Below are 12,022 nucleotides of genomic sequence, written 5' to 3' on the forward strand. Positions count from 1 at the left end.
ATCGGTATGGTCGGCAGGTGTGATTATTGCGGCTTTTCTGGATATTGATAGCTACAGGTTACTGCAAATCACAATAAGTTACCGGCAGCTGCTATTGATCTATGCCACCGATTACCGACCACCGGTTTTACAGGAAGGGCAAAGCCCCTTAACGATCACGGCGATGTTGTCTATGGAATGGTCGGACGGAAGGTTGTCCAGGGATACCCTGGTTTTGTCCAGGCAATGGGTGATACCACATTTTTCACAGACAAAATGCGGATGGGTATGCCGGTGTTCTTCTGCGCGGCAAAGCGGGCTGCACAAAGCGTATTTCACGGCATCCCCGTCGGTGTCTATGGCGTGGAGGATGCCGTGTTTTTCAAAAGTTTTCAGGGTGCGGTATATGGTGGCCTTGTCTACGGTGTCCAGTAATATTTGTAGTTCGACCAGGCTTTTGGCATTGGCATCCTTATAAAATTGTTCCAGGGTGAGTATCCTCACCGGGGTGGCTCTTACACCCTTGTCTTCTATAAAGGATATCAATGTGTTCAGCATATGGTTTCCGGGTATGCGAGTTGCAGCTTACATCCACTGCCCCCAGGGAATACGGCTGAGCAACAAAATAAGTCCCAGCGTATAGAAAAAGGCGATCTTTCCGAATTTTCCCTTGGCACTTTCCACTTTTTTGTGTTTGGACCAGCCGATGGTAATGAGTATAATGGCCAGTATATTGGTAATCGGGTGTTCTACGAGCAGTAACCGTACCATGTCGCTTTTCATAACGCCTCCCACGCCCAGTTCTCCCCAGAGGGAAAAGCGCTCGGATACGAAATAGAGAATAATACCCAAAAGCAGCTGTATGTGCGTAAAAATAAGGGCAAACAGGCTGATACGAAGGTCTTTGCCTATAATAAAGGGTTTGCTGCTAAAATAGCCGATAATGGCATTGATCACAGCGATAATCAGCATGAGCAGGGTTAAATAGGCCCAGTACGAGTGTAAGGTTTGAATGATCCCCATGTTTTAGTTTTTAAGTTTTACCAAAAGTACATAAAATTATTTCATTGAAAATTACACAAAAGTTCGATGAAATAATTTTATGTACTTTCCCGAAGTGAAACAAAAATTTGTATTTTCTGTTACAAATTTTTGTTTTTTACAGAGAAAAAGTAGTGAATTTTGGGGATAATGGAGCAGTTTGGTACCTGTGAAGCGGGGGCTTTTAACAGGAATTAAGAAATTGAGGAGAAAGGGAATTGATATATTTGCTTTTTGTAATAATAACGGGCAATTGAAAAACTCCCTTGCTTTTAACATCATTTCGACAAGCTCAATGCATCGCATGTTTTATTTAATTTTTATAAAATGTTGCCCTGACATATGGGAATCATTATTTTTGAGTATAGAATCCGGATTGAGTTGTGGTATCTGGGTGAAAAATCATCATTCTGTTGGTGACAGCATAACTCAATCCGCGTTCTGTATCCAAAATAACTACTGTAAATTATGAAGCGACGCCATTTTGTGAAAAAAGGGACTCTTATTTCCCTTTCTGCCTTATTGGGTACAGACATTGTATTCGGTACTACCTTACCCGAAGGATATGAACTTCTGGGGCTGCAAGACCCTGACCCTTTTAAGATGTTTGAAAAGGACAGGGAAATGGAAGTACTGAACGATAAACCCTGGAACATAGAATCGAAAGCGCACTTAATTGACGATGCTGTTACGCCTAATAAGTATATGTTTGTCCGTAACAATGGGATTATCCCGGAAAATATCGATGAAGAGACGTGGTCGGTTAGTTTTGACGGGGAGTCCGTAGTGAACGCAAAAACCTATACGCTCCGGGAATTAAAATCAAAGTTCAGGCATTATACCTACCAGTTAGTACTGGAATGCGGAGGAAACGGCCGTAATGAATTTGACCCTCCGGCCAAAGGAAATCAATGGAAGGTAGGCGCAGTATCGTGCGCAAGGTGGACAGGCGTCCGTATGAAAGACATCCTTGAAGATGTAGGTGTTAAAGACAATGCCGTTTATATCGGCTATCATTCGGCAGACACCCATTTAAGCGGGGATCCGGACAAAGAACCCATTTCCCGCGGAATGCCCATACAAAAGGCTTACCAGGAAGAAACCCTGCTGGCCTTTAAAATGAACGGAGAAGATATTCCCCTGGTACATGGTTTTCCGTTACGGCTGATAGCAGGGGGGTGGCCCGCTTCCGTTTCGGGAAAATGGATCCGGAGGATAAGTATCCGCGACAAGGTACACGACGGGGCAAAAATGACGGGGGATGCCTACCGGGTACCCTGCAGGCCTGTGGAGCCTGGAGCTAAAGTAAGGGAGGAAGATATGTGTATCATAGAATCCATGCCGGTGAAGTCATTGATCACTTACCCGAGATCGGGAGCCATCCTGGAACAGGGAAGGCCATTACAGATCCGGGGACATGCCTGGGCCGGGGAACTTGAGGTCGTTGACATGGAATATTCCATTGATTTCGGGGCCACATGGAAAAAGGCAAAGCTCCAAAAACCCGTCAATCGTTTGGCATGGCAACAGTTTTCTGCAAGTATTGATTTTCCCAAAACCGGATATTACGAAGTGTGGGCAAAAGCTACGGATGCTCTCGGGCAGAGCCAGCCTATGGTCGTACCGGGGTGGAACCCAAAAGGATACCTGAACAATGCCTGTCATCGCATCGCTGTAAAAATTGTCTGATGAAATGCCTATTAACAAAATTTTCAAACCAATCGAAAAATGCTCTTCGGATATTCCATCCCGACATTGGTCGGACAGGGGTACTGACCTATGAAAAATGAATAAAAAGAACAGATGAATAAGCAGGATAAGTTCAGAGAAGAGGTAAAGAAGGTCAGAAGGCTCGTATGCATTGTGTTTGTCAGTATGATGAGTGTGGCCGGTGTTTTGGTTTATGTTATGATAGATCCGGAACTTTCCTTTTTCAGGGTATTCATACCCCGGGAAAAGGTTTATGAGACGAATGCTACTGTTCAGGAAGATGATTACGATAAGATAGAAAACGGTATTCATGTGCGTACCGGCCTTGTCGAGGCTGAGGGCCTTATGACGGTGGTTAATAACTGTACCAACTGCCATTCCGCCAAACTGATCACTCAAAACAGGATGACCAAAGAACGATGGGTTACAACCATTCGATGGATGCAGGAAACCCAAAACCTTTGGGATCTCGGGGCGAATGAAGACATCATAATAGATTACCTGGTTCAAAACTACCCGCCCCGGAAAAAGGGGCGTCGCCAGGGGCTTGGCAATATTAATTGGTATAAGCTCAAATAAGAGGAAGCCCGGCGATAGGATGAGATACTGAGACCGTTTCTTATTTATAATTCCGGCCAGGTCAAATGGTTGTGAAGCCGGGTGCCGTTTTTTATTTCAATAATATCATTACCCATACCCATAAGCCGGAACACATAGGTTTGTTTGCCCAATGTTTTATCTTTATGACGGAAACAAGCAAAATCTCCACGGTTAAAATTCACCAGGTTGGAGACTGCGATTATCGAATTTACTCTTAGATTGGGTTCGTTTCCCGTTGTGGGGATCGTATAAATTCTTAAAATACCTGTTTGCCCGATGAAGTAACCGGTTAAAAAAACGATTCCCGCAAATAGTAGTATGATGAGTATTACTTTTTTCAAACTAGGCTGTTCATTTGTAGTTTATTGGCTCTGGATCCGAATAATACCGTCGTCTGTGGATCGGTCAGTTTTTACCAGAAACAAAGGGGTCTATTTTAAAACCGTTTCGATCTCTTCCAGTTCGGCAGCTGTAAAATCCAGGTTGTCCAGTGCCGCAACATTGTCTCTCAATTGTGTTGCTTTGCTTACACCGATCAACACGCTGGTTACACGCTTATCTTTCAATAACCAGGCAATGGCCATCTGTGCCAGGGACTGGTCCCGGCGTTGCGCCATGGCATTCAGTTTTGTCACCCTGGCTATGACCTCATCTGTAATCTGGCCGGCCTGTAAATACCTGCCGTCTTTTTTTGCCCGGGAATCTTCCGGAATACCCTTTAGATATTTATCCGTTAAAATCCCCTGCCCCAAAGGAGAAAAAACAATAGACCCTACACCTGCTGTTTCCAGGGTATCTAACAGCCCGTCCTTTTCCACCCACCGGTCGAGCATATTGTACCTTGGCTGATGGATCAGGAAAGGGGTACCCAGCTCCTTCAGTATCGCGGCGGCCCTGGCCGTATCTTCCGCATTGTATTGGGAAACCCCTACATACAGTGCTTTCCCCTGGCGCACCAGTTGGTCCAAAGCACCCATGGTTTCTTCCAGGGGCGTTTCGGGATCGGGACGGTGGTGGTAGAAAATATCCACATAATCCAGTCCCATTCGCTTTAAACTCTGGTCACAGCTTGCTATGAGGTATTTCCTGGAACCGAAATTGCCATAAGGCCCCGGCCACATATCCCAGCCTGCTTTACTGGAGATTAAAAGTTCATCCCTGTAAGGCGCAAAATCCTTTTTAAAAATGCGCCCGAAGTTCGTTTCGGCAGCGCCATAGGGCGGGCCATAATTGTTGGCCAGGTCGAAATGGCAAATCCCCAGGTCGAAAGCTGTTCTTAAAATGGTCCGGGCTTTCGTAAGATCGTTGACATCGCCGAAGTTATGCCATAGCCCCAGGGAAAGCAACGGCAACCGAATACCACTTTGCCCGCATCGGCGGTATTGCATCGTATCGTAACGTTTTTCACTGGCAGTATAAAGAGGTAAAGATTGGGTGTCGTTTATATGCATCGTGTATATTTTTATCAAAAATTAATGTTTTTTCATTAGACAGGATTTTCAAACATATGCTTTTCAGGAGGGCTCTTATTTTATATGATTGGACTTCCATTGTTTGATTTCGCTTATTTGTATTATCGGCTGAATATTTGTGTATTTCGGTATATCGTTGCGAACGGTATCAATATTTTGGGCAATCACTCTATTGTATTCATCAACATCGTTGATGTAAAAATAACCCATAGCTACAAAACTCACTTTATCACTATCTGTCCTGCCTGCTATCCCCTTGTCAATTTCATAAAACTTTAAATTATCACCTAAAAGTCCGGCCATCATAGGCATATGCTTCTTTTCGTAATAATTCATGTCAAATGTTTTGTTCTCTCCGTTTGGATATAGAATGGCTACTTTATATGTTCCGATTTCCGGGTTGGCCGAATGTTTGACTTCATTCGTTCCACAGCCTATTAAAACCGTAAAAGATAAGATGAGCAGGAGGAATTTAATTTTTGTTTTCATAATGAATCTGGTTTTGATTGTTGGTGTATGAATATATATAATTAACGAGAGTTATAAAAAAAGTGGCTGCTCATTACTTCATCCGGTTAAGAGCATTTTTCCACAACAGCTTGTTGTTTTTCAACGATTCGGGCAATGAGCCAGATAAATGGCTCTACCTGACCGTTTAACACGCAAGTACCCTTGCTGATGCAATGAAGCAACTCCTGAACGTTTGATGTAAGCAAAGCAGAGGCCGCCCGGTTATTTTTAAGAAACAGGGTACACATGGGAAGATCAGGTATCTCTTCTGTACCTGGTGTAACATCCCGTTCATTGATTACTATGGTCATCGGCTTTTCACGATCGGGAATACGGATGGCGACGACAAGGTTCGGAGTCTGGTGAGGGGCTTTTTCAGCTATCGGTCCTTTCAGGTAATCAGTGAAGTCATTCATCCACTTCTCCATGTTAGACTGCATAATAGCCAGCTCTCTTGAGTCATCGGTTTGAGAACCTGCTAAATGCTCACCCCCATCGACTTCACGTTCTGCTGCGATAAGAGCATCGAGCGTCCTGTCGACATCTTCCTGCGTATGAGCAGATGAGCATATAAGCCTGAGACGACCTCTTCCGCTTTCCACAATAGGATAGGTAACCGCTGATGTTTGAACACCGCGTTTGTACATGCCCTGCACTATGGCATATAACTTATCCTTATCACTAAAATGCGGCGTAATGATAGGACCGTCCCCCGTACCCAGGTCATAACCTGCTTCGATGAATCGCCGGCGCATGTATCGGGTTGTATCCCAAAGTCGCTCCCGCAGCTTGTCGTCTGAACGTAACCGGCGCAAAGCGGTAAGTGCTGCAGCCATATCTGCAGGACTAACGGAAGCCTGAAAAATATAGGCTCTTGAAGATGATTTCAAAAGATCTATATGCTCCTCCCGGGCAGCAACCACACCTCCAAGACTACCAAGCGCTTTACTGAGTGTGGTCATTAAGAAATCGACCTCTTCAGTGATACCCTGAGCAGCGCAAATACCTGCTCCACGTTCCCCGTAAAAACCGAATGAATGGGCCTCGTCTACCAGCACAAGCGCATCATATGCTTTTGCGGTGCGCACAATTTCCGCCACCGGTGCGGCGCCCTCCCCCATACTGTAAACACCTTCAAGAACGACCAGTACAGTACGGTAAGGGGATACTTCCGACTCAAGAACTGCTTCCAGGTCGGAAGAGCTGTTGTGTTGAAATGTTCTGATCCTAGCCCCGCACAGACGGGCACCGTCAACGATGGATGCGTGGCAGAGCTGGTCAATAACGACTACATCATTTTTACCCAGAAGTCCCGCCACAGCGCCAACATTGGCAGTATAGCCCGTAGGGAATAGGCAGGCGCCGGGCTTTCCTACCAGCTCGGCAAACTCTTTTTCGAACTGTAAATGGAGATCTGTCATCCCGGAAGCAGCTGCGGATGTCCCCATTCCGCTCCCGAATTGTTGCAGGGCTTTAGAGGCTTCTTCGATCACTTCTTTATCCCGGTTCAAACCAAGGTACAGGTTGGTCGTCCATATAATGGCTTCCTGTTCTTCATCATGGTACGCATCGGTTACAGTACCTTTGGTAGCGCTTCCTGTACGGAGTACCTTACTGTACGGATTTCTATCGAGGCTGTTCACCATACGCAGCACTTCCTGAACAAGTTTACTCTTGTCATCAGCGGACCAGGAAGATGCTTTTGCAGCCTGAAACGTGGGGTGGCTGGACCGGATACGTTCCTGAAAAGTCCTAAGCGTGTCCGAGGCTACTGTACATGTATGCCCCCCTGGTGCATTACCTGTGCCACTGTCCGTCAGTTCCAGAATATGATGGGTAAGGGCTATAGGGCTGGAATACTCCATGGCAACGGTTCCGGAAAGCCTTAGCCCAAATATTTTTGAAAGCCGGACACTTAATTCCAGGCTGGACAGTGAGTCAAGCCCCAGGCTATCGAATGAATCGTCCGGCAGTATTTGTATGGAATCATTAAGATTCAGAAGAGCGAAAACCTCTTTCTGAATTACCGACAGTATGGCTGCCGGCCGGCCGGTGCCGTGACCTTCCAGGTTTTGTGCCTGTCCGTTCGTATGGAGTTCGGGCCCGGGGTTTACATCAGTCGCCTGTTGCTCCTGTTCGGACTGACCGGGCCCTTTCAGGTACTTTAGCTTATTACGGTCGAGCTTTCCGTTGGGTAAAAGAGGCAGTTCCTTAAGGGGAATTACGACTTGAGGAACCATATACTTTGGCAATCTTTGCGCTAAATATGCCTTTGCGTTCTCACCTGTTACAGATTCATGCGGACTCACTACATATGCTACAAGCATTTTCTGTCCTATACCACCATCTACGGCTGCTGCCGCTGCGGTGGTTATCCCTGGCATGGATTCCAGTGCAGCTTCAATCTCTTCTAATTCGATCCGGAAGCCCCTGACCTTGACCTGTTGGTCTACGCGTCCTAAAAATTCGATTTCTCCGTTTTCATTCCTTCGGCAAAGATCACCTGTTCTGTACAGCCGCACCTCAGGGATCGCGCTGGTAGGTTTCATCTTTATAAATCGCTCTGTGGTACGCACTTCGTCATACAAGTACCCACGCGCGAGCTTATTTCCCGCCAAAAACAGTTCGCCCTCAATACCATCGGAAACCGGGTTCATATCATCGTCAAGTATATAGGAACGGGAGTTTGCCACAGATTTTCCGATAGTAATGTTTTGCGTGTCGTTAAAGATCTCGACCGCCGTCGAGAAGACAGTATCTTCGGTAGGGCCATATGCGTTGACCACCCGGGTCCCTGTTTCCAGAGCAAAAAGTTTTTCTACCAGCGGTTGCTTAAGCGCTTCACTACCAAAAACGATACAGCGGATGCCATGAGGTACCCATCCCGAAGACAGTAATGCCTGTATCGCAGATGGAACTACAACGCAACTCTTTACAAGATTCGCTGAAGATAAGGTTGGTAAGTCGAGCATGTTTTTTGCCAGGATTACTGTTCCTCCCAGTGATAAAGTTCCCAGGATTTCCATGACTGAGGGGTCAAAACAGACCGAGGTCGCGGCCAACATTCCCTCCAGGTCTTTATCATCCAGTAAATGGCTCATAGCCTGAGTCATCGCAACCACATTTCGATGCTCGATAGCGACCCCTTTTGGTAGTCCTGTGGAGCCGGAGGTATAGATAACATAAGCGAGATCGTTCGCAGACGGCCCGGCTAATTTGTCTGCTGTTTGTTGCTTCACCTTATTAAGCCATATCAGCTCGCGTACTCCTTTACAAAGTTCCGCACAGTTCTCATCGTCCACAATGGCAGCTATCGCCCTGGAATGCTCCAGCATGTAGCGTACCCGTTCCTGTGGATAAGCGGGATCGAGTGGTACATAGGCACAGCCTGCCCGTAATACACCCAGCAAAGTCGCAACCAGTTCCCAGCTGCGGCTCATACACACGCCGACCAGGGATCCCTGTGGGACGCCACGGGTCACAAGCTCTCCCGCGACTGCATTCGCCCGGTCCATCAGATGCCTGAAGTTTATCGTAATCTTTCCATCAATAATCGCCGCCCGCTCCGGATGCACCTGCGCTTTCTGTGCGATCAGCCCGCAGATTGTTTCCGTTGGGGTATAGTGCTGTTGTTCGCTTGGCAATCCTTCCGTCCGCATTTGCGTTTGTGTATTTTGTCGATCGCTGCTGCCGGTATTTTCATTACATTTTTTTTCCATCAGTAGGTATAAGTCTTTAAAAAACGGGGTTAACTTACTTTATATATTTTTCCTTTTGTGTCGTAAATGCAAGGTAGTTAATTTTTTCTACCCTGTGCTAAAAGGTTGTTCTGGGCTCGTTTATATTTTCCGGTACAAACTTTTCCACCAGGCTGATGAGGTATTTTCAATCAGCAAGTATTCAAAAAATTATCGGTGGGATGAAAAAAACAAAACCCCACTTGTAAAGGTGAGGTTTTGTATTGTTGTTTATAGACGGGATATCTAGAAATTATACCGTACTGATAAATTCCAGGTTCTGCCAAATCCGAAATATGCCTGATTACTTACAGCAATGCCTTCATAAGTCTCTTCGCCCGGTTCGGCAAAGTTTGCTGTTCTTAACTCGGAGAGATACATTTTATGGAGAACGTTATTTATATTGAGCCTAAAATTCAGTGATTGATTTTTTTGCGTGCCCAAGGGCAGGCTATAAGAAACACCTGCATCCATGATACCAAAGTCCGGAAGTTCCACATTCTCTTTCACTGCACCGGCGTTAGCATAGAGTTTGTCATAATATCGGTAATCAGCATCTACTGATAATCCTTCTATAATATCATAAACAAATCCGAGGCCGGCAGTTAATTGAGCTGCATTACCAACTTTACCACCGTCTACGTCTTCTACTTCAAAACTTAATTCATTCCGGTCTTCATCCCTGACCGTAGTTCTGGAATCACCTACGTATTCCCAATCACCTATGGAAAGGTATCCTTTAAGTCTGAGCTGGTCTGTGGGATAAGCCATAAAATCCAATTCTATACCCTGGTGGCGTTGTTCAACGCCTTCATTGGTTGTGTAGATCAGCCGATCGGTTTCTTCATCAGTATAGGAGGATGTAGTAACTCGGTCTTTCCAGGTAGTCCTGTAAAGGTTAAGATTGGCTGAGAATCCGTTGGTCTTAAAGGAATATCCTGCTTCTAAGCCGAATATCTTTTCGTTCTCGGTTAACGGATTCACTTCATTTCTAAAATTCAGGTATATATTATCATGGTAAGGTTGACGGGAATAATACCCCGCATTTACATAAACTGAATTTTGGTCATTGATATTAAAGCTACCACCACCTTTGACGTTAAAACCAAAATTGGTTACTTTATTGGCTTTTTCATTTTCCTCGGTGTATTGATACCTGTCCCATCGAACGTGTGACTGATCTGAGACAGAACCCTGAACGAATACGGAAAATTGCTCCGTAGCGTACTCCAATTGGGTGAAGAAACCACCGTAGTTTATTCTTTCGTCATAATCCCAGGCATATCTTTCTTTTTCATCAGCATAATCAAAAAGAGCTTTCCAGGGATTATTGGGGTACGTAGCGTATATTTTATTGTCAGGATATCTTACATTATCAGTATCGAGATAGTAATCGGCACCTAGTAAATTGTAAATCTGCCTGAAGTGATTTCCTTTATACGTCCTGAGGTCAAAACCGGCATTCCAGTTCAGGTTTTCTGTGATCTTATAATTGAAGTTGGTCACGAGCCCATACCAGGCATGATTGTTTACAGAATTTCTCAAGGCATATGTAGATGAACCGTCTGCACTGTTAATGTTGTTTTGATAAATTGCATCCCAGTCAATCATTCCGTCTTCTGTTCTTTCCCTGCTTCCCACAGAGCCTCTGGAACCTCCACGTCCCCAGGAAGCATATAATACTGTAGACAACTGTTTGGACTCGTCGATATTCCAGTCCCAGTTGAGGTTAGCCACGGGTTTGTGGTAATAATTCCCTACTTCGGACTTATATTCTCCGTTAAAATAACCATAGTTGTTGTTGTATTTTTTTCCGTGTTCCAGGTAAGAAGAGATCGGCTTTGCAAAATTTTGATCATGCCACTGCGGAGCACCGGTAATCAGGAAATTGAAATTGTGATTTTCGTTGAGTTTGTATCCGAGTGAAATAAAGTAATTTTGTCCTGCTCCATAGGTGCCGTCCATATATGTTTTCCCCTGCCAGTGGCTCAACATTACACTAGCTCCGAATCCTTTTTCTCCTATTCCGGTATTGTAGGCTACTGTTCCTTTGTAATAGCTGTCATTTGCCATTGCGCCGGAAACAAAACCTCCCTGCTTCTGTTCGGTGGCTTTGGTGATAAAGTTTACAGTACCTCCCACCGAAGAGATAGCCAGTTTGGAAGAACCCAAACCTCTCTGGATCTGGATACCATTGGCGATATCAGCCATACCGGACCAATTGGACCAATACATATTACCATCTTCCATGCCATTGATAGGCTGACCATTCAGAAGGAAAGCAGTATTGTCCTGTTCAAAACCACGTACGGAGATTTGTGTATCTCCGAAACCACTGGACTGGCTTCTTACGTATACAGAAGGAGTGTTTACCATGGTCATGGTGATATCCTGGGTTCCTACTTTCTGCTGAATTTCCTTGGCAGGAATAGTGGAAACGGCTATTGGTGTTTGTCTGTCGCGGGCCAGGTCAATAATCCCTGTCCCTATAACAACAACCCCCTCCAACTCCTCAGCATCGGCCTGAAGGGTGATGTTCCCGATATCCCCGGCAGAAGAAAACCGGACTTCTTTCTTCACAAACCCGATATAAGAAATAACAAGCGTACCGCTGTTTTCCGGTACTTCAATCTGAAATTTTCCGTCAAAATCTGTGGATACCCCTGTGGTAGTACCTTTGACCACTACATTGGCTCCCGGTAGCGGTTGGTTCATTTCAGCATCTATTACGGTTCCCGTAACAGTACCCTGTGCAAAAGCGGCGGTTGCCATGAGGGCAAAGACCACCGTTAAAAACCCATTGTAAATTGTCTTCATCTGTGTTTATTAAATTTGATTTAGCTATGCAAAATTGACACTTCTGAAACTATCCAACATTAAGCTAATGTTAAATGTTTTAACACGGGGGAGCTTTAACGTTTTAAAACAAAAATAGCCATAAAACCTGTCGTATTGGTTTACAGCTGTTTAATT

General features: G+C 45.2%; 9 protein-coding genes. 2 read left to right on the forward strand and 7 right to left on the reverse strand.

Annotation, left to right across the window (positions count from 1 at the left end):
- Positions 1–111 precede the first annotated feature (111 nt).
- Together KN811_RS13000 and KN811_RS13005 are read right to left on the reverse strand one after the other, a co-directional pair.
- Complete coding sequence (locus KN811_RS13000; RefSeq protein ID WP_187963575.1) at positions 112–537, reverse strand: Fur family transcriptional regulator; 426 nt, start codon at positions 535–537, stop codon at positions 112–114.
- A 27-nt stretch (positions 538–564) separates the two neighbouring features.
- Positions 565–1,002: a hypothetical protein gene (locus KN811_RS13005; RefSeq protein WP_187963576.1), complete on the reverse strand. Its 438-nt coding sequence runs from the start codon at positions 1,000–1,002 to the stop codon at positions 565–567.
- Between the two features lie 486 nt (positions 1,003–1,488).
- On the opposite strand from KN811_RS13005, the gene KN811_RS13010 reads away from it, so the two are divergent.
- Positions 1,489–2,709: a sulfite oxidase gene (locus KN811_RS13010; protein WP_187963577.1), complete on the forward strand. Its 1,221-nt coding sequence runs from the start codon at positions 1,489–1,491 to the stop codon at positions 2,707–2,709.
- A 114-nt stretch (positions 2,710–2,823) separates the two neighbouring features.
- Positions 2,824–3,309, forward strand: coding sequence for a monoheme cytochrome C (locus KN811_RS13015; protein ID WP_187963578.1), 486 nt, complete (start codon positions 2,824–2,826; stop codon positions 3,307–3,309).
- Between the two features lie 44 nt (positions 3,310–3,353).
- Here KN811_RS13015 and KN811_RS13020 read toward each other — a convergent pair whose 3' ends face one another.
- The 5 genes from KN811_RS13020 to KN811_RS13040 form a co-directional block, all read right to left on the reverse strand.
- Positions 3,354–3,671: a S26 family signal peptidase gene (locus tag KN811_RS13020; RefSeq protein ID WP_187963579.1), complete on the reverse strand. Its 318-nt coding sequence runs from the start codon at positions 3,669–3,671 to the stop codon at positions 3,354–3,356.
- Positions 3,672–3,761: 90 nt separating this feature from the next.
- On the reverse strand, positions 3,762–4,781 hold the full coding sequence (gene mgrA, locus KN811_RS13025; RefSeq protein WP_187963580.1) for an L-glyceraldehyde 3-phosphate reductase: 1,020 nt from the start codon (positions 4,779–4,781) through the stop codon (positions 3,762–3,764).
- A 75-nt stretch (positions 4,782–4,856) separates the two neighbouring features.
- A complete protein-coding gene (locus tag KN811_RS13030; RefSeq protein ID WP_187963581.1) occupies positions 4,857–5,291 on the reverse strand; it encodes an EthD family reductase in 435 nt (144 codons plus the stop codon).
- A gap of 86 nt (positions 5,292–5,377) precedes the next feature.
- Positions 5,378–9,031, reverse strand: a complete 3,654-nt coding sequence (locus KN811_RS13035; RefSeq protein ID WP_187963582.1) for an amino acid adenylation domain-containing protein — start codon at positions 9,029–9,031, stop codon at positions 5,378–5,380.
- A gap of 264 nt (positions 9,032–9,295) precedes the next feature.
- Positions 9,296–11,866: a TonB-dependent receptor gene (locus tag KN811_RS13040; RefSeq protein WP_187963583.1), complete on the reverse strand. Its 2,571-nt coding sequence runs from the start codon at positions 11,864–11,866 to the stop codon at positions 9,296–9,298.
- Between the last annotated feature and the right edge of the window lie 156 nt (positions 11,867–12,022).

Source organism: Sinomicrobium weinanense (assembly GCF_018863395.1).
In the GTDB taxonomy this organism is placed as follows: domain Bacteria; phylum Bacteroidota; class Bacteroidia; order Flavobacteriales; family Flavobacteriaceae; genus Sinomicrobium; species Sinomicrobium weinanense.